The organism is Streptomyces malachitofuscus (genome assembly GCF_055571035.1).
This window is the reverse complement of the sequence record NZ_JBVIGA010000021.1, coordinates 114063-137574: the sequence shown is the minus strand read 5'-3', so window position 1 is coordinate 137574 and position 23512 is coordinate 114063. Positions and strand designations below refer to the sequence as shown.

Sequence of the window (23512 nt, the reverse complement as noted above, 5' to 3'; positions counted from 1 at the left end):
TCCGCGCTGACGCCTGCACGAGCACCTGTGCCCCGCTATCGTCGGTTTCGTCCCCACGGGACGTCCGCCGCCGGCGCGGCGGCCGGCCCGTCCGCTCCCCGGGGAGGCAGGCAGTGATGGACGACTACTACGACCTCGGCACCCACGGCCGGCCGGTGACGACGTCCTCCGCCGAGGCACAACTCTGGTTCGACCGCGGGCTGGTGTGGACGTATGCCTTCAACCACGAGGAAGCGGTCGCCTGCTTCGAGAAGGCCGCCGAAGCCGACCCGGACTGCGCCATGGCCCACTGGGGTATGGCCTACGCCCTCGGCCCCAACTACAACAAACCCTGGGAGGCCTTCGGCGAGGACGAACTGGCGGGCACCGTCGAGCGCACCCACCGGGCCGTGGAGCTCGCGCACGAGAAGGCCGCGCACGCCACCCCCGTCGAGCAGGCCCTCGTGGAGGCCCTGCGCGCCCGCTATCCGCAGGCCCGGGCCGCGGAGGACTGTTCCGTGTGGAACGAGCCGTACGCGGACCGGATGCTCGCCGTGTACGAGAGCGCCCCCGGCGACCTGGACGTGGCCACGCTCTGCGCCGACGCGCTGATGAACCTCACCCCCTGGCAGCTGTGGGACCTCAGGACCGGCCGACCCGCCGACGGTGCCCGCACCCTCGAGGCCAAGGCGATCCTCGACGGCGCGCTCGCCACCGAGGCCGGCGCCCGGCACCCCGGCATCCTCCACCTGTACATCCACCTGATGGAGATGTCCGCCACTCCGGAAGCCGCCCTCACGGTCGCCGACCGGCTGCGCGGCGCCGTGCCCGACGCCGGGCACCTGCACCACATGCCCTCGCACCTGGAGGTGCTCTGCGGCGACTACCGGCGGGTCGTCTCGGACAACACCGCCGCCATCGCGGCCGACGAGAAGTACCTCCGGCGCGCGGGCGCGATGAACTTCTACACGCTGTACCGCGTCCACAACCACCATTTCAAGATCTACGGCGCCATGTTCGCCGGGCAGTCGCAGGTCGCCCTGGACGCCGCCGCACAGCTCGAGGCCACCGTCCCCGAGAAGCTGCTGCGGGTGCAGAGCCCGCCCATGGCCGACTGGCTCGAGGGGTTCCTGGCGATGCGCGTCCACGTCTTCATCCGCTTCGGCCGCTGGGACGACATCCTCGCGCTGCCGTTCCCCGACGACCCGGAGCTGTACTGCGTGACCACCGCCCTGCTCCACTACGCCCGCGGTGTCGCCCTCTCCGCGACCGGCGCCACCGACGCCGCCGAGACGGAACGGCAGAGCTTCCGCGCGGCGGTGGACCGTGTCCCCGCGACCCGGATGCTGTTCAACAACACCTGCCACGACATCCTCGCCATCGCCTCGCAGATGCTGGACGGCGAGCTCGCGTACCGCAAGGGCGAGTACGACACCGCCTTCGCCGCGCTGGGGCGGTCCATCGAGCTCGACGACAACCTGCCCTACGACGAACCCTGGGGCTGGATGCAGCCCACCCGGCACGCCTACGGGGCGCTGCTCCTGGAACAGGGCCGCGTCGCCGAGGCCGAGGCCGTCTACCGCGCGGACCTCGGCCTGGACACCACCCTGCCGAGGCCCCAGCAGCACCCCCACAACGTCTGGGCGCTGCACGGGTTCCACGAGTGCCTGCTGCGCACCGGGAAGACGGGCGAGGCCGCGATCATCGCCCGGCAGCTTCAGCAGGCGGCCGCACTGGCCGACGTCCCGATCGAGGCGTCCTGCTTCTGCCGCCTTCAGACGCACCACCCGGAGAACTCCGGCACCGGCCGCCCCTGTCACTGAGCCCAGCGACAGGAGCGGCCGGCGAGGAACGGAGCGGGACCGGAGTGCGCGGCCCTCAGCGGGACGCCACGACGGCCTGGAACGACTGCATGCAGGAGAAGCAGTGCCGGTCCGTCGTGTGACGCCGCGGCGAGTCCTCCTCCTTCTCCACTCCGCACAGCGTCGATGTCTTGTCCGGGGTGAGGACGTGCCACACCGGCTCCCCCGAAGTGTCTGCACCGCACCACATCTCGTGCATTCCCAGCTCCCTCCGGGTAGGCGTGGAGGCCGCTTCCATACGAGCACGGCACACCCTGGGGCGGCTCGTCCGGCGGGCCAGTCGGGTGACATGCGGTGCCGGGATGCATATCGGCGGCAGCGGCCGGATGCTGGAGGGGTGAGGAAGCCGCCGATCGTGGTACATCCGCCGCTCGGCTCGGGCGGACGCCGGGTGACCGTGCGCGGTGAGATCGTCGGCCTCGCCGCCTCGGACCGTGACGTGGTGGAGTTCCTGCGACGTGCGGGGCTCCCGGACGGTGAGCAGCTCCTGGACGATCCGGCCTGGGTCAAGTGGGCCGGCGGCCGGGCCCACGTCTACGACGCGGCGTGACGCTTCCGCCGCGCCTCACCGGATCACGGTGCCCGGCGGACTTCGCCGGCACGCGACGCGGTCACCGTCGGCGCCGACTCCGACGGTGACCGCGCCTGCCCGTGTACCCCCGCTTCTCTCCGGCATGCGGTGCGCGGGGTCACCTTTGTCGCGCGCACGCGGGCACGGCACCATGCGTGCACCCGGGCACGGCACCACAAGACCGGTGAGATTGCCGGTCCGTACCGGCCCCCTCCTCTCCGACAGTGGCACCGCCAGTCAATCGGCGGCGCCCCCGGCCGGGGCACGGCTCCCACCCACGCCTTGATCCCGTGACCCGGCCGGCCGGGTGGTCCGCCGCGACAGAGAGGACCACTCGTCGTGCAGCAGCACCCCCACACGAGCAGGCGCAAGGCCGGCCGGCTCGCCGGACTGACCGCGGCGCTGGCCGCCGTCGTCGGACTCACCACCCTCAGCGGCCCCGGCGCCCACGCGGCGGACAACCCCTACGAGCGCGGCCCGGCACCCACCGAGGCGAGCATCGAGGCACTGCGCGGCCCCTACGCCGTGTCGGACATCTCCGTCTCCTCGCTCTCCGTCACCGGCTTCGGCGGAGGCACGATCCACTACCCGACCAGCACCGCCGACGGCACCTTCGGCGCGATCGCCGTGTCGCCCGGCTTCACCGCCTACGAGTCCTCCATCGCCTGGCTGGGACCCCGTCTGGCGTCCCAGGGGTTCGTGGTGTTCACCATCGACACCAGGACCACGCTCGACCAGCCCGACTCCCGCGGCGAACAGCTGCTGGCCGCGCTGGACTACCTCACGCAGCGCAGCGCGGTCCGCGGCCGCGTCGACAGCAGCCGGCTCGGCGTGATGGGCCACTCGATGGGCGGCGGCGGAACACTCGAAGCCGCCAAGGACCGGCCCTCCCTCCAGGCGGCCATCCCGCTGACGCCCTGGAACCTCGACAAGACCTGGCCCGAGGTCAGGACCCCCACCCTGATCTTCGGCGCCGACGGCGACACGATCGCCCCTGTCTCCAGCCACGCCGAGCCCCTGTACACCGGCCTGCCCTCGTCCCTGGACCGGGCCTACCTGGAGCTGAACGGAGCCTCCCACTTCACACCCAACTCGTCGAACACGACGATCGCGAAGTACAGCATTTCCTGGCTGAAGCGGTTCATCGACAACGACACCCGCTACGAACAGTTCCTGTGCCCGCTGCCGCGGCCGAGCCTGACGATCGAGGAGTCACGGGGCAACTGCCCGCACACCTCCTGAGCCTTCGGCACGGCCACCCGGTGGCGGTTCGCACATGGTGCGGGCCGCCACCGGCGTTGTGCGGGTGCACCGCCGAGCACCGGCCCGCTTGGGCCGCGGCACAGTCCGCTCCTCGGGTCGAACGGGAAGAATCGCTGGTGGAACGACAGTTGAGCGTTCACCAAGGAAGGGACGCCTTCCTTCCGCGCGACCTTACGCGTGAGTAAGGTCCGAGGGATGACCGGACAGACGACCCCCCGGCCTCGGGTGATCGCCACGCTGCTGGACACGCTGCGCACCGATGGCGGTGTCCGCGTCGTGACCGGCGAACCCGGTTGCGGCCGCACGGCGTTCCTCGAACAGGCCGCGCGCTCCTTCCGGGCCGGACCGGTGTGGCACGTACCCGCCGACCGGGCCCCGTCCGCACGGCGCCCGAGCGGCCTGCACACCCTGATCGGCGCGGCCGGCCGCACCGTGCCCCGCCCCGGGGAAGGCTCGGCGGGGGGAGCGCTGTTCGACGCCCTGCGCACCGCGGCCGGCGCGGCGCCGCTCCTGGTGTGCGTGGACGACGTGCACCGGTGGGACGCCGCGTCGCGCGCCGCGCTGGGGCACGCGGTCGCGCGCGTGCACGAGGAGGGGGTCCCGGCGGGCGTCCTCCTCTCGGTCCCCGGACACCGGCCCGTCGACCGGGAGCTGGCGGGGCTGCCGGTGCTGCGGCTCGGCCCGCTCACGCCCGCGGAGGCGGCACGTCTGGCCGACGAGGCGACGGACGGTGCCGTTCACCCCGCCGTCCGCGAGGAGTTGGTGACGGCGGCGGAGGGCAACCCCGCGCTGCTGCTGGCGATGATCCACCGGCTGTCACCCGCCCAGCTGGGCGGACGACGGGCGCTGCCCGAACCGTCGGCCGACGCGGAGACCCTGGCCGGCGTGGTCGGCGGCGTCCTGACCGGGCTGCCGCCGCAGCAGGCCGGCCTGCTGCTGACGACGGCGGCAGCCGTACGGGCGACGGGGGAGCCGGCCGCCGACGCGGAACTCGTCCGGCGAGCGGCCGGCGCACCTGCCCCGGGACCGCTTCCCGAGGTGCTGGCCCTCACCGGGGGCCGGCTCCGGTTCCACAGTGCGCTCCTGGGGAGGGCGGTGTACGCCGGTGCCCCGCCCGAGCGGCGCCGCGCCGCCCACCGGGCGCTCGCCGAGGCCCTGACCGACCCTCACGGCGCGCTCGCCCTGCTGCACCGCTCCTGGACCGTCACGGGTCACGCCCCCGCCCTCGCGGCCGCGCTGGTGGCGGCGGCGGACGGGCCGTCGGCCCTTCCGCCGGAGCTGCGCCGCCAGGTGCTCACCCGGGCGGCCGATCTCACCGCGGACCCCACCGAACGGGCCCACCGGTACACCGCGGCCGCCGAGCAGGCCGCCCTCGCCGGTCACCCGCCCGAGGCCCTGCGTCTGCTCGACGCCGCCCGGAGCCACCCGGCACCGGCGTCCGCGCGGGGCGCGGCGGAACTCCTGCGGGGCGCGGTGCTCCTGGCCGACGGACCGGTGACCGACGCCCGTGAGTCCTTCCTGCTCGCGGCCGCTCTGCTGGCCGCCGTCGGCCACGAGCACGCCGTCCGGGCCACGCTGGGTGCGGCGGACGCGGCCTGGTCGGCGGGCGAGGCGGCGTCCTGTCTGGAGGCCCTCGCTCCCGCCGCGGCGGGTCACCCCGCCCCGTCGTCACCGATCGCCGGCCACGAGTCCGCTCTGGGTGCGGTGGACGCGGCTTGGTCGGTGGGCGATCCGGCGTCGCGTCTGGAGGCCGTCACCCCGGCTGTGGCGGGCCGCCCTGCTCCGTCGTCACCGGTCGCCGGCCACGCGTCCGCTCTGGGTGCGGTGGACGCGGCCTGGTCGGCGGGCGAGGCGGCGTCCTGTCTGGAGGCCCTTGCTCCCGCCGCGGCGGTTCACCCCGCCCCGTCGTCACCGGTCGCCGGCCAAGAGTCCGCCGTGCGGGCCGCTTTGGGTGCGGTGGACGCGGGCGACGCGGCCGCGGCCTCCTGCGTGGAGGCCCTCAGCCCCGCCTCGTCGCCACCCGTCGCCGGCCGGGAGTCCGGTGCGGTGGCCCGCGCGTCCGATGCGGCGGAGTGCCGCCTCCCTACCCCGCCGGGCGAAGGTGCCTCGGGTACCGCCAAGTCGGCGCAATCTCCCGCCCCGGGCCGGGCGGTCACCGGCGCATCCCCCGCGGCCGTGCCGAGCGCCGGTCGGGGGCAGGCTCACGGCGTGCCCGCCACGGGGAGCGCGGGCAACGGCAGCGTGGCCGGCGCGGACCGACGGGGCGAGGGAGGAAGGGCCGTCGGCGTCGTCCCGTCCCACACGGCCGTGCTCCGTGATCACCGGGACGGGATGGGGGCCGTGCTGCTCGGGCGGTTCGACCTGGCCGCCGGGCCGTTGCGGCGGGTGGTCGACCAAGGTCTGCGCGGCGACGAGCCCGAACGGCTGCTGCGTTCGGCCGCCGCCGCGCTCATGCTCGGGGACCTGACCGCCGCCCGTCGGGCCGGCGCACAGGCGCTCGCGGCGGCCCGGACCCGCGGCTCCGCCGCCCTCGAACCGAGGGCGCTGGAGTACCTGGCGTACGCCGAACTGCGCGCCGGACACCACCAGCTCGCCCGTACCCACGCCGAGGAGGGCCTGCGCACCGCCTCGCGCACCGGGCAGCGGAACGCCGCCGCCCATCACCACGCGGTCCTGGCCCTCGCCGCGTCGATCGAAGGGGAGAAGGAACTCGTCGCCGGGCACGCCGAGGCCGCCCTCCGCACCGCCCGCCGGCACGGACTGGCGCAGGCCGCGACGCTCGCCCAGTGGGCCGCGGCCCGCGCCGACCTGGGCGCGGGCCGCCCACGCGAGGCCGCGGACCGGCTCGCCCCGCTCGTCCGCCCCGGTGCGCGACGCGGCCACTTCGCGGTGTGGATGCTCGCCGTCCCCTGTTTCGTGGAGGCCACCGCTCTCGCCGGCCGGCCCGAGCACGCCTCGGCGGTGGTCGAGGACTTCGCGGTGTGGGCCGCGTGCGGCGCCGACCCGCACGCCCCCGCCCAACTCCTGCGCTGCCGCGCGCTGCTGGCCGCACCGGAGGCGGCCGACGCCCTGTACCTGCGTGCCCTGGACCGTCACGAGGAGACGGCCGGTGACTTCGAACGGGCCCGTACCCAACTGCTCCACGGCAAGTGGCTGCGGCGCCGGCGCCGGCTGCGCGAGGCACGGGCCCGGCTCGGGGAGGCGCTCATCGGCTTCGAACGCTGCGGTGCTCACCCGTGGGCGCAGCAGACGGCCGCCGAGCTGCGGGCGGGCGGTGCGGCCCCCGCGGGCTCCGAGACCGGGGGACTGTCCCGGCTGACCCCGCAGCAACTGCGTATCGCACGGTGTGTCGCCGAGGGCGCCACCAACCGGGAGGTGGCACTGAGCCTGTCCGTCAGCACCCGCACCGTCGACTATCACCTGCGGAACGTGTTCGCCACCCTCGGCGTCCGTTCCCGCGTGGAGCTGGCCCGTCTGGTCGAGCAGGCGGAAAAGACCGGTGCACGGCTCTAGGGACCGACCGGACGGTATGCCATCCTTCGGGGCAGGACGAGTCCGGCGGCGGCCGGCCCACGGGCTCCCCGGCCGGCCCGGCGCCGGTACGGGGACCGCCGCACGGGCACCGCCGGGAAGCCGACCCTGGGGGAGATCGCGATGCAACACGCCGTACGGCCACGTACCCTGCTGCGCCCCGGGCCCATGCCCGCCCCACGTCCGCGGACACCGCGGGTGCGGTCGCTGATCGACGCCGACGCGCTGCGCGTGCTGCACCGGGCGGCCCGCGTTCTGCTGGACGACCTGCCCCAGCTCACCGACCGGTTGGTCGCCGCGCTGCAGGAGCGGGAACCCGCGTACCGGTCCGCGATGGACGGCGACGCCACCGCCACGTGGCAGGAGGTGCACCGGTCGCTGCGGCACAGCATCACCTCCCTGATCGACCCGCGCGGTGCCCGGGACGCGGCGCGCCGCTGCTCCTGGAAGATCGGCGCCACCCGCGCCGAACAGGGGCTTCCGCTGGACGCGCTGCTGCACGCCTTCCGGCTGGGCGGCTCACTGGTGTGGCAGGGCCTGGTCGACGAGACGTCGAGGACGGCGCCCGAGGACGTACGCCTGCTGGTGCACGTCGCGTCCGACGTGTGGGACTTCGTCGACGAGCACTGCACCCTGGTCGCGGAGGCCTACCGGCAGACCGAGCGGCAGCTGGCGTGGCGCAGGGAGAACAGGGTGCGTCTGCTGGCCTCGGCGCTGCTGGACGGCACGAGCAGGATCGCCGACCTGCCCGAGGCGGCGCAGGCGCTGGACCTGCCGGAGCACGGGCGGTACGTGGTCGTCGCGGCCGCCGGCGGCCGGCTCGCCGGTTGTCCCGGTGCCCAAGCGGCCCTCGCTCCCGGTGTGCGCGTGCACTGGCACACCGGTGTGGACGCCGACTACGGCATCGTTCTGGTCGAGGACGGCGAGGAGCCGATCGTGCCCGAGGAGCAGGCACCCGGGACACGGGTGGGCGTCAGCAGCGCGGTCGACGGACTGGCCGCCGTGGGGGAGGCCCGGCGCCTCGCGGACACCGCGCTGGGACTCAGCCCCGAGTCGGGCGGTACGGTCCGGCTCACCGAACACCTCCCGGCGGCGCTGGTCGCGTCGAGCCCGGAACTCGGCGCCGCGCTGACCGAGCGGCTCCTCGGCCCGCTCGCCCCTCTCGAACCCGCCGACGCGGAGGTCCTGCTGGACACCCTGGCAACGTGGCTGGCCTGTGACGGCTCGGCCCAGCGGGCGGCCCGGCGCCTGTACTGCCACCGCAACACCGTCCTCAACCGCCTGCGCCGCTACGAACAACTCACCGGCCGCTCCCTCTCCCGCCCCTCCGACCTGGTAGAGGTGACCCTCGCCCTGACAGCCCACACCCTCCACAGCCCCAGACAGCCGCGCCAGCACCCGCCCCACCAGTAGCCGCGCCCACCCGCGCCCGCATCCCTCTCGCGCGTACCTGTGCCCGGCCGTGCCCGTACCCCTCCCGCGCGTAGCTGCGCCCGGCCGTGCCCGCACGGGTCCGACGCGTACCCGCGCCCACCCACGCCCGTAGCCCTCCCGCGCGTAGCCGCGCCCATCCGCGCCCGCACCCGTCCCCCGCACGACTGAAGGCAGTCGCGCCTCCCTCAGTGCCTCAAGGGCCTGGGAGGTGCCCCCAGGGCGGCACGGATGGGCGCAACGGCACCCCGCCGGAAGCGCCCACTGCCACCCGCCCCGGCCCACCGGAGCCCCGGCGCCCAAACCTGCCCGGCGCCCAGCCACTCCACCCCGCGCCCCCAGCGGCCGGCGTCTGGGCACGCGCACAACCCCCACCCACCCCCATTGGTACGCCGCAGCGTACGCATGCCGAAACCTGTACCGCCCCTCCACCCCCGTGCTGTCGTGAGCACCCCTTCCCCCGAAGCCGACGCCGCCCCGAACGGCGGTCCGGCCCCGAGGAGCCGCGATGCCCGAAGCACCACCGGACGGCCTGCCCGCGCTGCACGTCGAGAACGTCGACGTCACGTACGGGCGCGCGCTGTCCGCTCTCCGTTCCGTGTCCCTGACCGTGCCACCCGGCGCCGTCGTGGCACTGCTCGGCGCCAACGGCGCCGGGAAGACGACCCTGCTGCGGGCCGTCTCCGGCACGCTGCGCCTGCACCGCGGCGCGCTCACGGCCGGCCGCATCCGCTACGGCGAGACGGTGCTCGACGGCAAGGACCCCGTCGCAGCGGTGCGCGCCGGAGTCGTCCAGGTCCCCGAGGGACGGCGCGTGTTCGCCGGACTCTCGGTCGACGAGAACCTCCGCTCCGGCGGACTCGGTCTCGGCCGGCGCGGTCGCGCCCAGGTACAGGAGGCCCGCGACCGCGTCTTCGCACTCTTCCCGCGCCTTGCCGAACGCACCCACCAGGCCGCCGGTCTGCTCTCCGGCGGCGAGCAGCAGATGCTCGCCATCGGCCGCGCCCTGATGGCCGCCCCCCGCCTCCTGCTCCTCGACGAGCCCTCCCTCGGCCTCGCACCGCAGATGGTGTCCCGGATCGCCGGCGTGATCCGCGAGATCAACGCCCAGGGAACCGCCGTACTCCTCGTCGAGCAGAACGCCGGCATGGCGCTCTCCCTCGCCGACCACGCACACGTCCTCGAAGTCGGCGAGACCCGCCTGTCCGGCCCCGCCGCCGAACTCGCCCGCACCGACGCCGTACGCCGCCTCTACCTGGGCGAGGCCGCCGAGGACCAGGGGGCGGCGTGAACGACCGCACCACCACCGCACCGCCCGTGCTCGACGTACGGGGCGTCACCGTGCGCTTCGCCGGCCTCACCGCCCTCGACGACGTCTCCTTCACCGTCGCCCCCGGCTCGGTGCACGCACTCATCGGACCCAACGGAGCCGGCAAGTCGACCTGCTTCAACGTGCTGTCCGGTCTGTGCCGCCCGGCCGCGGGCACGGTGACCCTCGGCAAGACCGAGCTGACCCGGCTCGCCCCGCACCGCATCGCCGCCCTCGGCGTCGCCCGCACCTTCCAGAACATCGTCACCACCCACGGCACGGTCGCCGACAACCTCATGCTCGGCCGCCACGCCCTGTCCCGCGCCGGATTCGCCGCCAGTGCCCTGCGCCTGCCGAGCGCCGTCCGGGAACAGCGCGACCATCTCGCCCGGGCCCGCGAGACCGCCGAACTCACCGGACTGGGCCCCCACTTCGACAGCCCCGTCGCCCTGCTGTCCTACGGCGACCGCAAGCGCGTCGAACTCGCCCGCGCCCTCTGCCTGGAGCCCCGTGTGCTGCTCCTCGACGAACCGGTGGCCGGAATGAACGCCGCCGAACGCGCCCGCACCGCCGAGGCCGTGGGCGAACTGCGGGCCCAACTCGGCCTGTCCATCGTCCTCGTCGAGCACGACATGGGCCTCGTCATGCGCCTCGCCGACGACGTCACCGTGCTCGACTTCGGCCGGCCCATCGCCCACGGCACCCCCGACGAGGTCCGCAGGGACCCCGAGGTGCTGCGCGCCTACCTCGGGACCGACGCGGCAGGGGAGGAAGCGGCATGACCGGGTTTCTCGACAACGTCCTCGGCGGACTGGCGCTCGGCGCGGTCTACGCGCTGGTCGCCCTCGGCTTCGTCGTCATCTTCAAGGCCTCGGGCGTCCTCAACTTCGCCCACGGCTCCCTGCTCCTCTTCGGCGGCTACCTCATCGCCGTCCTTCACGACGACCTCGGGTTCGCCGGAGCACTCGCCCTCGCGGTCCTCAGCACGGCCGCCCTCGCGGGCGCGCTCGACCGCTTCCTTCTGCAACGCGGTGGCCAGGACGCCCACTCGGCCCACGTCCAGACCATCGTCACCATCGGCATCGACATCGTCCTGCTCACCGATCTGGCCCGGCGCATCGGCGGCGACCTGCTGTCCCTCGGCGACCCGTGGGGCGACGCGGTGACCGAGCTGGGACCGGTGACCGTCGCCGACAGCCGGCTCGCCGCGATCGTGGTGTCGGCGGTGGTCATCGGCGGTGTGTTCGCACTGTTCCGGTTCACCTCCTGGGGACTGTCCCTGCGGGCGGCGGCCGAGGACCTGGAGGCCGCCGCGCTCATGGGCGTACGGCTGGGCCGGGTCCGCGCGGGCGCCTGGTGCCTGGCGGGCGCGCTCGCCGCACTGGCGGCGGTCTTCCTCGCCGCGTTCCCCGCGCCGGGCCTGGAGCGCACCACCGGCCAGATCGCGCTCAACGCCTTCCCGGCCGCCATCCTCGGCGGGCTGGCCTCCCCGGCCGGCGCCCTCGCGGGCAGCCTCGTCATCGGCCTGACCGAGGCACTCGTCGTCGGCTACCAGTCCGACCTGCACATCCTCGGCGAGGGGTTCGGCGACGTCGCCCCGTACGCGGTGATGCTGCTGGTGCTGCTCGTCCGGCCCACCGGACTGTTCGGCGCGAAGGGAGCGGCCCGTGTCTGACCGACTCCTGACGGCACTCACCCGCCGGCGCGCCTCGCTGCTGCTGCTCGCCGTCGTCCTGTGCCTGCCGCCGTTCTACCTGGACGCCTTCTGGCTGCGCATCGGCCTGTTCTCCATGGCCGCGGCCATCGGGGCCGTCGGCCTCGCCCTGCTCAGCGGCACCGCCGGCCAGCTCTCCCTCGGCCACGCCTTCTTCCTCGCCGTCGGCGCCTACGGCTACGCCTGGCTCGCGGGCGAACCCGGACCGGGACTGCCCCCGGCCCTCGCCGCCCTGCTCGCGGTGCTGCTCGCCGGGACGGCGGGCGGACTGTTCAGCCCCGTCGCCGCCCGGGTCAAGGGCATCTACCTGGGCATCGCGACGCTCGCCCTGGTCTTCCTCGGCCACCACGTCCTGCTGACCGCCGACTCCGTCACCGGCGGCTTCAACGGCCGTTCCGTGCCGCCGCTCAGCCTCGGCGGGTTCACCTTCGCGGAGAGCGACCCCGAAATGACCGTCCTCGGTGTGCCGTTCGGCGCGGAGGAACGGCTGTGGTTCCTGGGCCTGGCCCTGTTCGCGTTCACCTGGTTCACCGCCCGCGGCCTGCTGCGCGGACGCCCCGGGCGGGCGCTCGCCGCCTTGCGTGACAGCGAGACCGCGGCCGCCGTGATGGGCGTCGACGTCGCCCGGCACCGTTCCGCGGCCTTCGTGGTGTCGTCGATGTACGCCGGTCTCGCGGGAGTGCTGCTGGCGCTCGCCTTCCGGCGCGTCGTACCTGACTACTTCTCCCTCGCCCTCTCCGTCGACTACCTCGCCATGATCGTCATCGGCGGCCTCGGTTCCGTCGCCGGAGCCGTCGCCGGCGCCCTGTTCGTCACCGCGCTGCCCCTGCTGATGACCCGCTACGCCGACCAGCTCCCCCTGGTGACCGCCCCCGGCTCCGCCGAGGGCACCGTGGGCCCCACCGAGGCGGCCCGCTACCTCTACGGCGCGGCCATCGTCCTCGTCCTGCTGTACGCGCCCGACGGCCTGCACGGCCTGGCCCGCCGGGCCCGGGACCGCGTACGGCGTCGCCGCACCCGCACCTCCGACCCGGACACCGCTGTCCCCGCGCCTCCGCAACCCGCCGCAGCCGCACGACCCAAGGAGCACACCCCGTGAACACCATTCACCGCAACCGGCACCGCACCGCCGGGACCGTCCTCGCCGGCGCCCTCGCCCTGCTGCTCGCGGCCACCGGATGCAGCTCCAAGGCGGAGAGCGGCGACAAGAGCGGCAAGGCGGCCGACGGCCTGCGCACCGGGCCCGGCATCGGTGCCGACACCATCAGACTCGGCGCGCTCACCGACCTGACCGGCCCCTACGCCACGCTCGGCAAGAGCATCGTGCAGGCCCAGCAGATGTGGGCCGACGAGGTCAACGCCGACGGCGGCATCTGCGGCCGCAAGGTCGAGATCGTCGTCAAGGACCACGGCTACGACGTGCAGAAGGCGGTCACCGCCTACGCCGACATCGCCCCCGACGTCGTGGCGCTGCCCCAGGTCATCGGCTCCCCCGTGGTCGCGGCGCTGCTCGACGACATCGAACGCGACAAGATGCTCACCTTCCCGCAGGCCTGGGCGGCCTCCCTGCTCGGCAAGGACGCCATCCAGGTGCTCGGCACCACGTATGACGTCGACATGATCGCCGCGGTCGAGTTCCTCACCCGCACCAAGGGTCTGAAGAAGGGCGACAGCATCGGTCACGTCTACTTCGAGGGCGACTACGGGGCCAATGCGCTGGAGGGCTCCACGTGGGCGGCCGGGAAGGCCGGTCTGAAGGTGACCGGACAGAAGATCAAGGCGACGGACACCGATCTGTCGGCCCAGGTCTCGGCCCTGCGCAAGGAGGGCGTGAAGGCCGTCCTGATCAGTGCCGGACCCGCGCAGACGGCCTCCCTGGTCGGCGTCGCGGCCTCCCGCGGCCTGAAGGTGCCCGTCGTCAGCAGCGCCCCCGGTTTCGCGCCCCAGCTGATGAAGACCCCGGCGGCGCCGGCGCTCGCGGCGATGCTCACCATCGTGAGCGCCGCGCCGGCGGTCAGCTCCGACCTGCCCGGCGTGCGGCGCATGGTGGCGTCGTACCAGAAGAAGTACCCGAAGTCGCCGGTCGACTCCGGCGTGCTGTCCGGGTACAACGCCGCCCAGCTCATGGGCGCCGATCTGAAGAAGGCCTGCGAGGCGGGCGGCCTGACCCGCGAGGACGTCGTCGAGGCGCACCGGGCCCAGACGAACGCCGACACCGGCCTCGGCACCCCGCAGAACTTCTCCGACGTCGATCGCCCCGCGAGCGTCGAGACGTATGTGCTCAAGCCCGATGCCAAGGCGGTCGGCGGCGTGGTGAACGCGGAGGACGCGCACGCGGCTCCGGGAGTGGAGGAGTACCTGACCGCCCGGTGACGGACGGCCGCCCGGGATGCCCTGGCGAACCCCGGGGGAGGGGCGCCGGGGCACCCGTGCTCGCCGTTCCATGGGCAACGGTCCGGGCGCCTCACCGCGGTCCCGGCCCGGGAGGTGACGGGAGACCGCGCCGTGCCCCGGCCCGGCGCGGGTGACCGGTCGCGCGCCGTCAGTCGGCGACGGCCTCCGGATCCCGGTCGGACGACGGCCACACATAGGGCAGGTCGTCCGGCTCCCCGGGGAAGAGCTCCGCGTAGACCGCCGGTTCCTTGCGGACGAGCGCCGAGCGATGGCTGCGGTGCAGGTCCTCGTCCCCGAGCCAGGGCGGCAGCTCGCCGGCCTCGGCCAGCGCCCGCTGATCGCGCACCGGAGCGCCGGGCCGGACGCCGGCGAGGTCGGCGACGAGGGTGGCCGCACAGCTGTCCTGGTGGCCACGGTCGCGCCAGACCCGGCAGACCTCCAGGCCGTACCGCACCAGGGCCTCCTCGTAGCCGGTCCACATGCGCACCGCCGGATGGCGGCGCCATCCGTAGCCGGGCACGATCAGCCCGCGCAGCACCTGGAGCGCCTCCACCCGCTGTTTGCCGAGCCTGCGCCGGTCGAGCACCAGCGCCGACTCGTGGAAATCGGGGTACGGCATGAAGGTCTGCATACGACCGTCCGAAGGGCCGGGGGCCTCCGCGCCTCGCGGCGCGGCTCAAGCACCGCAGTTCCCCTTCCGCGGCCGCGCACACCTCGTGGCGGCCGCCGGGGGCTCAGCCCATCGTGCCCGTCCGCGCGTCGCGCCACAGGTCGACGCCGCCCTCCGTGGCGTACTTGTCGATCTCGGCCAGTTCCTCGGCGGTGAAGTCGAGGTTCTCCAGCGCGGCCACGTTCTGCTCCAGCTGCTCGGTGCGGGAGGCGCCCATGACCAGCGAGGTGACCCTCGGGTCCCGCAGGGCCCAGGCCAGCGCCATCTGCGCGAGGCTCTGCCCGCGCCGTGCCGCGATGTCGCCCAGGGCGCGCAGCCGGTGCAGCATGTCGTCGGTCAGCCAGGCCGTGTCGAACGACTTGCCCGCCGCCGCCCGGGAGTCCTGGGGTACGCCGTCCAGGTAGCGCCCGGTCAGCAGCCCCTGCGCCAGTGCCGTGAACCCGATGATGCCGAAGCCCTCCTCCTGGGCCACGTCCAGCAGGCCGTCCGTCTCGATCCAGCGGTTCAGCATGTTGTACGAGGGCTGATGGATCAGCAGCGGAGTGCCGAGGTCGCGGAGGATGGCCACGGCCCGACGGGTGCGCTCGGCGTCGTAGGAGGAGATGCCGACGTAGAGCGCCTTGCCCTGGCGGACGGCGGTGTCCAGGGCGCCCATGGTCTCCTCGAGCGGCGTGGTGGCGTCGAGCCGGTGCGAGTAGAAGATGTCGACGTACTCCAGTCCCATGCGCTGCAGGGACTGGTCGAGCGAGGCCAGCATGTACTTGCGGGAGCCGCCGCCCTGGCCGTAGGGGCCGGGCCACATGTCCCAGCCGGCCTTGGTGGAGACCACCAGTTCGTCCCGGTACGGTGCGAGGTCCTGCTTCATCAGCCGGCCGAAGTTGATCTCCGCCGCGCCGTAGGGCGGGCCGTAGTTGTTGGCCAGGTCGTGGTGGGTGATGCCCAGGTCGAAGGCGCGCAGGGCGATCTCGCGCTGTGTCTCGAAGGACCGGTCGTCGCCGAAGTTGTGCCAGTACCCCAGGGACAGCAGGGGGAGGTCGAGCCCCGAGCGGCCGGTGCGCCGGTAGCGCATGGTGCCGTCGTAGCGCTCGGGATGGGCGATGTGGTTCATCGGGTGGTCTCCGGTGATGCGAGTGGGGGTGTCCCGTGGGATGGTGTTGATCCTTGCCCACAGTGCCTCCGCGTGATCCCGAAGTCCAACCGATCCGTTCCATGGGATTCAGCAGTTCCGCTTCTGAATCCACAGGAGGTCGACCATGCGCATCCGTACGCTGACCGGCGGCCTGGCCGCGGCACTCGTGCTGTCCTGCCCCGCGCTGACCGGCCCGGCCACGGCCGTCCCGTCCGCCCGCACCGCCCAGCCCCTGGTGGCGGCCGGCCGGGTGCTCACCTACGACGCCGGAGCGGCCGCGGAGTTCGGATCCGCCGTGGACCGGGGAGCGGCGATCTGGAACGCGAGCGTGGACGGTGTCGAGCTGCGCCCGGCCGCGTCCGGTGAACGCGCCGACATCCGGATCGTGGCGGACGACGGCTGGCCCCGCTCCCTCCCCGACTCCCTGGGCAGGGGCACGGTCTACATCGGACGCCAGGCGGTCGATCAGGGTCACTCCACGATGCGCATCGCGGCCCACGAACTCGGCCACATGCTCGGCCTGCCGGACCGTAAGCCCGGCCCCTGCTCCAGCCTGATGTCGGGTGCCAGCGCCGGAACCTCGTGCACCAACGCCTACCCGAGCGCGGCGGAGAAGGCGCAGGTGGAGAAGAACTTCGAGGGAGCCCTCACCGGCGCACTCATGTGACCGATGTGACAAGTGAGGCGATCACCGCTACGGTTGTTCCACGTTGAGGCGAGGGGAACTCCCCGAGTCCGGCCGTGCGTTGGTGGTCCAAGGAAAGACGCCCCGCTTCCTGCGGGGAGATGCAGGTGCAAGGCCTGCCCGGCGCTCTGCTCACGAGCCCCGTCCCGATCCGTCGGGACGGGGCTCGTCGCGTTGCCCGCGGCTCAGCGCCGGGTGGGCACGGCCCAGCAGTTGGAGCCCGCCGGCCTGCCCTTGAGCCGGTCGGCCAGCCACTCGACCGCGTCGCCCTGGTCGGCCAGGAGCGGCGCCAGGTGGTTGGTGAGGAGCTTGTCGCCCAGATTCGGCAGCCGTACGGCCTTGTAGGTGACGTCGCCGCCCTTGGCGCACCAGTCCGCGGCCAGTCGGCGTGCCTGCGCGTGCGGGACGATGTCGTCCTGGACGCCGGTGACCAGCCGGACCGGTCCGGTGGGCTTCATGGTGCCGAGGCGCTGCTTGTCGAGGACGGCCTGGGCGGCGGGCTCACCGGCGATGATCGCGGCGACGGACTTCCCGCTCGAGGTCCACTTGGTGCTCTTGGTGAAGCCGTAGCCGAGGATCGCGTCCCCGACGCAGGCCGTGGAGATGTCCTCGAGCGCGGCGCGCCCGGTGGCGTTGATGTTCTCGTCGACGACCCTGCGCAGCTCGGGTTCGGCCTGGGCGAAGCCGTTGATCGACCAGGCCAGCGCGCCGGCCAGGGCGCTTCCGTCGATGCCCTTCATGACCTCCGTCAGGTCGGCCGGCGGCGCCCCGCTGTAGGTGCCGACGAGGGGTACGTCGGGTGCGTAGGTGCGGTGGAGTTCTGCCGCCGAGGCACTGGCCCCGCCTCCCTGGCTGTAGCCGTACATGGCCACGCGGGAGGCGTCCGTGACGGACGCTCCCGGCACGGAGCGCGCGACGCGGGCGGCGTCCAGCATGGCGTGCCCCTCGTCGACGCGGTTGACGTAGGTGTGCAGCCGGTCGGTCGAGCCGAGGCCCACGTAGTCGGTGACGACGACGGCCGCCCCGGTGGCGAGCAGCCGGTGGACCGCCGCCGTCTCGTACCCGAAGGACACCGTCCGGCCGTTGAGGATCAGGGGGTGCTGGAGGGCGAGCGAGGGTGCGCACTGGTCGCCCTGGCCCATGGTTCCGGAGCCGACCACCACCAGGGGACGGGGGCCGGCGCCCTTCCAGTCGGCGGAGGGCTCGATGTAGGCGCCGGTGACGGCCACCGGCTGCCCGCCTGAGTCGGTGGAGGTGTACATCAGGCGGGTCGCGGTCCCCGGCAGGGAGCGGCCGCCCAGGCTGGGCAGGCTCAGCCCGAGACGCAGTGGCTCGTGCCGGACCAGTACGCCGTTGCCCGCGGGCAGTTCGGCGGGCGGCGTGTAGAAGGCGGGGATGGTGACGCCCCGCGAGACGACGGGGTCGGTCGCGGCGGCGGGCGGCGCGGCCACGCACACACAGGCGGTCGTGGCGACCACGGTGGTCAGCACGCTGCTGATTCGGCTCACGGCTCACTCCTCGCTCTGCTCCGGAAGGTGAAACGTGAAACTAGCAGCGCTCACTTACCGCTGGTAACCCACGAGTAAGTTACGGCACGGTAACTTTCGCCGGTGTGCGCAGGGGCGGGCCCCGCCGGTCGTCCGGCGGGGCCCGCTGATGAGTCGTCGGTCCGTCAGGCCGTGTGCAGGGTCAGCCCGTATCGGTTGAGGATCTCGTTGACCGGCTGGAACCAGGTCTCGCCCCCGCTGGAGCAGTTGCCCCAGCCGCCGGAGGTGACGCCCTGCGCCTGGTCGCCGCTGATGAACGAGCCGCCCGAGTCGCCGCCTTGGGCGCAGGCGCTCGTTTTCGTCATCTGATGCACCGCGCCCTGGCTGTAGTTGACGGTCTCGTTCTTGGCCAGGACCCGGCCGCAGTGCCAGTGGGTCGTGGACCCGGAGCGGCAGATCGAGGCGCCGACCGGCGCCTCCGCCGAGCCGCGCACCAACTGGTCCGACACCGTGCCCCAGCCGAGCACCACCGGCACCGTCCACCAGCCGCTGCCCACGTTGACCCAGGCGTAGTCGTTGCCCGGGAACGAGGAGCCCTGGAAGTTGCCGATGTACGAGCCGTCCCAGCCTCTGACCTGTTGTCCGACCCCGCCGCAGTGCCCGGCGGTGACGAAGCCGCCGTGCACCGAGAAGCCTATGGAGCAGCGGACGTTACCGGTGTAGTAGGGGTCGCCGCCGACGGTCCCGGCGGCGAACGTCTCGGCCTGGCGCGCCACGGTGCGCACGGTGACGGGGCCGGCTGCGCGGGCCTTGGCCACGAAGCTGCGGACATCGTTGTCAGCACGGTGTGCGCCAACGACGTTCACCACGACCGAGTTGGCGGTCGGGTCGACGGACCAGCTGTTGACTCCCGACGGCGCCTCGAGCCGGTCGATACGGGACTTGGCCGCGTCGAGCTGCTTGGCGCTGTGCTCGACGGTGCGTACGGCGGCGCCGGACGCGCGCAGGGTGCGGACCGTCGAGGCGTCGGCGTCGTCGGTGACGGCGACGGTCAGTTTCTCGCTCCTGGCGTCGAACCAGGCGCCGCCATAGGCGGATCCGGCCGTTCTGCGCGCCTCGGGTGCGAGCTCGGTCGCCGCGCGTTCGGCGGCCAGCCGGTCCTCCGCCTCGGCGCGGGTCAGGCCGAAGTCCCGCTGCATGGCGTCCAGCAGGGCGGTGGAGGCGGGGGCGGAGTCGGCGCCACGGGCGGCGGGGGAGTCGGGTGGGTTCTGCGCCGAGGCGGGCAGGGTGCCGGCCGCGGCCCAGCTGCCGATCATGAACAGGGCGGCCACGCAGGCACGCGTGAGTCCGGTGCGTCTCATGGAAGGTTGCCCTTCGTCGTTCCAGCAAGGTGGGGGTGGAACAACCGCACTGTGAGAGCGCTCTCAAGGTGAGTTGAGCAGAGCTTAGCGAGTCGTCGGTGTCAGGTCTATGCCAATGCACGGCTCAATTTGAGCGCCATGCCCCCGGAGGAACGGCCCTCGCGCACCTGGGCCGTCCCCCGTTCAGCGCGCCCCTTTCCCCGCCCGCTCCGCCTCCCTCACGGCTTCGTCCGCCACCCGCCGTGCCTTGCCGAGCGCGTCCTCGGCGGCCCGGTGCCGCTTCTCCGCCTCCCGCTGCTCGCGCTCGGCGCGCTCCAACTCACCGCGCAGATCGCGTAGTTGCTCCTCCAGCGCGGACACCCGCCCCTCGGCCTCCTCGCGCCGTTCCCGCGCCCGCCGGAGCGAGCCGTCGGCCTCCTCCTGCTCCGCACGCCGGTCACGCAGCCGCTCCTCCGCCACCCGTGCCGCTTCCCGCGCCCGGGCCAGCCGCTCCTGGCGTTCCGCGCGCCGTTGCGCCAGTTCGTCCTTCCTCCGCGCCGGCGCCGACGGCGTACGGGCGGGTGTGCGGGACTCCTTGCCCGCCGGTTCCGACACGGCGGGCGTGTCCGCGGGAAAACCCGAAGGCGGGGTGAGCGTGCTCTCCACCCGGCCCGCGGCCCACACGCCGGCCGCTTCCGGATCCGCGAGCACGGCGCGCAGGGTCGTCTCCACCTCCCGCTGGACCGTGTCCGACAACGGATGGCCGGCCTCCCGGGCCAGGCCGGCCGCCTGCCGGGACAGCTCGGAGACGATGCGCCGTCGCTGGGCCGACAACTCCTTCAGCCCGCTCGGATCCAGAGTGGCCTGAGCCTCGCGCAGCGCCCGTCCCAGCTCCAGGAACTGCTCCGCCTCGTCGGGCCGGGAACGCCGGAGCAGATTCGCCGCCCAGGCCGCGAGGGTGGGCCGGCGGGCGGCGCGGATGCGGCGCGCGTCACCGGCCCGCCGCGCCGTCCGCGCGGCCGCGGCCCGTTCCTCGCGCCGGGCGACGAACTCGGACGGCGGCAGCGCGTAGAGCTCGTCGAGGACGGACTCCACGTCGTCGTCCCCGCCGTCCTGTGCATCCTTCTGCGCATCCTTCCGCGGCATGATCCCCAGACTCCACCGAACGGGACGACCGCGCACATCGGAACGCCGCGCGCAGCGCGAGAACGCCGTCCGGTGTCCTGGCGGAGCGTGAGTTCGGCTCGGTGGAGCCCGGGTACGCCGCGGACCCGGTAACCGGACGGGCCGTGCGCCGCCGAGTGGCTCCGCGCGCCGTGGGTTCGGGTCCCGGTCGAGTGACCGCAGATGCCGGTGGCTGGGTGGGCAGTGGCAGGGCGCCGGCCGGCCGGGTGGGCCGTCCGGCGAGGGCGCGGTTGCCCGGGTCCGGCGGGCGGTCGGCTCGGTGGGCCGTCGCGCCGCCGGGGCCGTCCCAGTGGCTCGAGGTAGGTGCTCGCCCCGAAACGACGAGGCTCAGGCAGGGCGGCCGGTGGCTCGGCTCCGCTCGAGCCGGCGGGCGCCCCGTCGGCCCGGCCGCCCGAATCGCCGCCCCCGCCGGGCCGGACCGCGCCCTCACAGCCGTTCGCCCGCCACCGCGTCCTCGTCCGGGTCCGTTCCCGGACCGCCCGGGTGGGCCCTGCGCAGACGCAGCCGGTCGAGGCGGGAGATCACGGGGGTGGCGGTCACCCCGTGCAGGACGACGGACGCCAGCACCGTGAAGGTCACCACCGCCCACAACTGCCCGGCCGGGACGTCGAAACCGGGGGAGCCGAGCGCGTGGGCCAGATAGAACAGCGAGCCGATGCCGCGGATCCCGAAGAAGGCGATCACCAGGCGCTCCCGGGGACCCGCGGGCGTACCGAGCTGGGCGACCCACCCGGCCAGCGGCCGGATCACCAACAGCAACAGCATCCCCACCAGGGCACCCTGCCAGGTCAGCGGCCCCAGCCCGCCCTGGGCGACGAACACGCCGAGCAGGAACAGCAGCGCGGCGGTCAGCAGCCGCTCCACCTGCTCCACGAAGTCGTGCAGCACGATGTGGAAGCCGTGCGCCCGCTCCGCCGCGCGGATCCGGCAGGCGGTGACGAACACCGCGACGAAACCGTAGCCGTGCAGCAGCTCGGTCACCCCGTAGGCGAGGAACGTGGCGCCGAAGGCGACGAAACCCTCCCGGTGCTCGGACAGCCGCATCGCCCGCCACCCCGCGCGGAAGAACAGCCAGCCCAGCAGCATGCCGACCGCGAGCCCCGCGAACACGCCCACCGCGCACTTGTACAGCAGGTCGACCAAGGCCCAGTGGGCGATCCCGCCGCCGGTCACCCGCCCGCCCGCGGCGGCCGCGAGCCCGACGGCGGCCAGGACGAAGGGAAAGGCCAGCCCGTCGTTCAGCCCGGCCTCGCTGGTCAGCGTGAAGCGCACCTCGTCCTCGTCGTGCTCGGAATCCGTGGGCGCGCCCACCCGCACCTCCGAGGCGAGCACCGGATCGGTCGGCGCCAGCACCGCCGCGAGCAGCAGTGCCGCGGCCGGTGCCCAGCCCAGCACCCCCCAGGCGAGGACGCCCACCGCCGCCATCGTCAGGGGCATGGTGACGCCCAGCTGCCGCCAGGTGGCCCGCCAGCTGCGCCGGCCGAAGGGCCGGTTCAGGGCGAGTCCGGCACCCATGAGGGAGACGATCACACAGATCTCGGTGACATGCTCCACCCAGGCACGGTCCGACACGGGATCCAGTTCGGGCATGGGCAACGGCAGCAGCTGGAGGGCCACTCCGCAGACCAGGAACACCAGGGGCAGCGACAGCGGTATCCGGGCCACCAGGCGTGGCAGCACGGCCGCGAGGAGGGCGCCGGCACCGAGCAGGGTGAAGAGAACGTCAGGGGAGGTCACCGCTCACATGTGCCCGGATCCGGCCGTCGGCACGCCGCCCGTCCGGCCGAAAAGGGATCGTTCCTCGGCGTGAGGGAGGGGGCGCCCGGGGAACGCTGCGGCCGGTGCGGACCGAGTGCGTTCCGTGGCTACGCGGAGGCCTTGACGGAGCGGTACGCACTCGGCGCCACTGGAGGACGTGCCGGGCGCACAGCGGGGGCCGCCCGGTACCGGTCTGGTGTTCCCACCCCCGCCGGACGCGTGTCGAAGGGGTGACGGTGCGCTCCCGACGGGCCGCGGCAACGGTTCTGCTCGCCTCGATGGGGCTCGTGCTGCTGCTGCGGATGCTCCGGGCCGCGGCCGCCGACGGAATCCGCATGGTCGACCTGGGCAGCGGGGCCGCCCGTTACAAGGACTCGCTCAAGACCCGCGAACTGCCGGTCCACGAAGGGGCCGTGGTGCGACCGGGGCCGGGCGGCGCCGCGTACCGGCTGGGCCGGGAGCCCGCCCGTGCCGCCCGGCGTTTCGTGCGCGGCCACCCCGGCCACCCCGGCCGGCCGGCGCGGCCCGGCGCACCCTGGAACAGGCGGGCCGGCTGCGCGACCGCTGACCCCCGCGACGTACGCCGACGTCAGTACGCGGGGTTACTCCCGCCGTCAGATGTCCGCGCCGCCCGGGCCCGGCACCGTGGGTCGCGTGAAACTCAGCCGACCCGCACGCCGGGCCCACCTCGTCATCCATGTCATCGCCTCCGCCGGCTGGCTCGGACTCACCGTCGGGCTGCTCGCACTCGGCATCACCGCGAACACCACCGGTGACCCGGCCGTGCTCGAGGCGTCCGTGCGGGCCATGAAGCTCTTCGCCGACTGGCTCCTGCTGCCGATCGCCTTCCTGACGCTCCTCAGCGGGCTCGTCCTGTCCCTGGGCACGCCCTGGGGACTGGCCAGGCACCGCTGGGTGTGGACGAAGTTCTGGCTGACCCTCGCCACGGTCACGGCCACGGCCTTCGCGCTGCGGCCGGGAGTGAACGCGGCCGCGGAGGCCGTGTCTGCCACAAACGCCCTGCCCGACGGCGGTGACGTCCTCATGGGACCGGTCGTCTCCCTCACCGCCTACGTCTTCATGACGGTGATCTCGGTCCTCAAGCCCTGGGGTCTCACCCGCAGGGGCCGGCGCCTGCGGGCGGCCGCCCGCAGGCCGGCTCCCGCCGCGCCCGCCCGTGTCTGAAACACGGGCGGGCGCGCCG

General features: G+C 73.9%; 20 protein-coding genes. 13 read left to right on the top strand and 7 right to left on the bottom strand.

Annotated elements, in window-relative coordinates; all coding sequences use genetic code 11:
• Positions 1-116 precede the first annotated feature (116 nt).
• Positions 117-1802 carry a tetratricopeptide repeat protein gene (locus tag ACZ44S_RS27950; protein ID WP_466933705.1) on the top strand — a complete coding sequence of 562 codons (1686 nt, stop codon included), beginning with the start codon at positions 117-119 and terminating at the stop codon, positions 1800-1802.
• Between the two features lie 55 nt (positions 1803-1857).
• Here ACZ44S_RS27950 and ACZ44S_RS27945 read toward each other — a convergent pair whose 3' ends face one another.
• Entirely contained in the window at positions 1858-2040 is a 183-nt protein-coding gene (locus ACZ44S_RS27945; protein WP_229853504.1) for a hypothetical protein, read from the bottom strand.
• Positions 2041-2196: 156 nt separating this feature from the next.
• On the opposite strand from ACZ44S_RS27945, the gene ACZ44S_RS27940 reads away from it, so the two are divergent.
• From ACZ44S_RS27940 to ACZ44S_RS27900, 9 genes are all read left to right on the top strand, one after another.
• Positions 2197-2391: a hypothetical protein gene (locus ACZ44S_RS27940; RefSeq protein ID WP_466933703.1), complete on the top strand. Its 195-nt coding sequence runs from the start codon at positions 2197-2199 to the stop codon at positions 2389-2391.
• A gap of 360 nt (positions 2392-2751) precedes the next feature.
• Complete coding sequence (bdeA, locus tag ACZ44S_RS27935) at positions 2752-3654, top strand: bis(hydroxyethyl) terephthalate hydrolase (protein WP_466933701.1); 903 nt, start codon at positions 2752-2754, stop codon at positions 3652-3654.
• Between the two features lie 216 nt (positions 3655-3870).
• On the top strand, positions 3871-7188 hold the full coding sequence (locus tag ACZ44S_RS27930) for a helix-turn-helix transcriptional regulator (RefSeq protein WP_466933699.1): 3318 nt from the start codon (positions 3871-3873) through the stop codon (positions 7186-7188).
• A gap of 141 nt (positions 7189-7329) precedes the next feature.
• Positions 7330-8619, top strand: coding sequence for an RsbRD N-terminal domain-containing protein (locus ACZ44S_RS27925; RefSeq protein ID WP_466933697.1), 1290 nt, complete (start codon positions 7330-7332; stop codon positions 8617-8619).
• 526 nt (positions 8620-9145) lie between these two features.
• Complete coding sequence (locus tag ACZ44S_RS27920) at positions 9146-9928, top strand: ABC transporter ATP-binding protein (protein WP_190162562.1); 783 nt, start codon at positions 9146-9148, stop codon at positions 9926-9928.
• Entirely contained in the window at positions 9925-10728 is an 804-nt protein-coding gene (locus tag ACZ44S_RS27915; protein ID WP_466933695.1) for an ABC transporter ATP-binding protein, read from the top strand. The genes ACZ44S_RS27920 and ACZ44S_RS27915 overlap by 4 nt, the downstream gene beginning before the upstream one ends.
• Complete coding sequence (locus ACZ44S_RS27910) at positions 10725-11621, top strand: branched-chain amino acid ABC transporter permease (protein ID WP_466933693.1); 897 nt, start codon at positions 10725-10727, stop codon at positions 11619-11621. Before ACZ44S_RS27915 ends, ACZ44S_RS27910 begins: the two co-directional genes overlap by 4 nt.
• On the top strand, positions 11614-12759 hold the full coding sequence (locus ACZ44S_RS27905) for a branched-chain amino acid ABC transporter permease (RefSeq protein ID WP_466933691.1): 1146 nt from the start codon (positions 11614-11616) through the stop codon (positions 12757-12759). Before ACZ44S_RS27910 ends, ACZ44S_RS27905 begins: the two co-directional genes overlap by 8 nt.
• Positions 12756-14033: an ABC transporter substrate-binding protein gene (locus ACZ44S_RS27900; RefSeq protein WP_466933688.1), complete on the top strand. Its 1278-nt coding sequence runs from the start codon at positions 12756-12758 to the stop codon at positions 14031-14033. Before ACZ44S_RS27905 ends, ACZ44S_RS27900 begins: the two co-directional genes overlap by 4 nt.
• A gap of 169 nt (positions 14034-14202) precedes the next feature.
• On the opposite strand, the gene ACZ44S_RS27895 is transcribed toward ACZ44S_RS27900, so the two are convergent.
• Both ACZ44S_RS27895 and mgrA read right to left on the bottom strand, forming a co-directional pair.
• Positions 14203-14685: an MSMEG_6728 family protein gene (locus tag ACZ44S_RS27895; RefSeq protein WP_190162567.1), complete on the bottom strand. Its 483-nt coding sequence runs from the start codon at positions 14683-14685 to the stop codon at positions 14203-14205.
• A gap of 103 nt (positions 14686-14788) precedes the next feature.
• A complete protein-coding gene (gene mgrA, locus ACZ44S_RS27890; RefSeq protein WP_466933686.1) occupies positions 14789-15832 on the bottom strand; it encodes an L-glyceraldehyde 3-phosphate reductase in 1044 nt (347 codons plus the stop codon).
• Positions 15833-15977: 145 nt separating this feature from the next.
• On the opposite strand from mgrA, the gene ACZ44S_RS27885 reads away from it, so the two are divergent.
• Positions 15978-16520 (top strand): snapalysin family zinc-dependent metalloprotease, encoded by a 543-nt coding sequence (locus tag ACZ44S_RS27885; RefSeq protein WP_466933684.1) that lies wholly within the window; start codon positions 15978-15980, stop codon positions 16518-16520.
• 203 nt (positions 16521-16723) lie between these two features.
• Here ACZ44S_RS27885 and ACZ44S_RS27880 read toward each other — a convergent pair whose 3' ends face one another.
• From ACZ44S_RS27880 to ACZ44S_RS27865, 4 genes are all read right to left on the bottom strand, one after another.
• Positions 16724-18046, bottom strand: a complete 1323-nt coding sequence (locus tag ACZ44S_RS27880; protein ID WP_466933682.1) for a lipase family protein — start codon at positions 18044-18046, stop codon at positions 16724-16726.
• A 164-nt stretch (positions 18047-18210) separates the two neighbouring features.
• Positions 18211-19386, bottom strand: coding sequence for an alpha-lytic protease prodomain-containing protein (locus ACZ44S_RS27875; protein WP_466933680.1), 1176 nt, complete (start codon positions 19384-19386; stop codon positions 18211-18213).
• A gap of 183 nt (positions 19387-19569) precedes the next feature.
• Positions 19570-20511 (bottom strand): hypothetical protein, encoded by a 942-nt coding sequence (locus ACZ44S_RS27870; protein WP_466933678.1) that lies wholly within the window; start codon positions 20509-20511, stop codon positions 19570-19572.
• 465 nt (positions 20512-20976) lie between these two features.
• Positions 20977-22287 (bottom strand): cation:proton antiporter, encoded by a 1311-nt coding sequence (locus ACZ44S_RS27865; protein ID WP_466933676.1) that lies wholly within the window; start codon positions 22285-22287, stop codon positions 20977-20979.
• 104 nt (positions 22288-22391) lie between these two features.
• Between ACZ44S_RS27865 and ACZ44S_RS27860 the strand changes: the two genes are divergently transcribed.
• Together ACZ44S_RS27860 and ACZ44S_RS27855 are read left to right on the top strand one after the other, a co-directional pair.
• Entirely contained in the window at positions 22392-23084 is a 693-nt protein-coding gene (locus ACZ44S_RS27860; protein ID WP_466933674.1) for a GNAT family N-acetyltransferase, read from the top strand.
• Positions 23002-23493, top strand: coding sequence for a DUF2269 family protein (locus ACZ44S_RS27855; RefSeq protein WP_466933760.1), 492 nt, complete (start codon positions 23002-23004; stop codon positions 23491-23493). Before ACZ44S_RS27860 ends, ACZ44S_RS27855 begins: the two co-directional genes overlap by 83 nt.
• Positions 23494-23512: the final 19 nt, after the last annotated feature.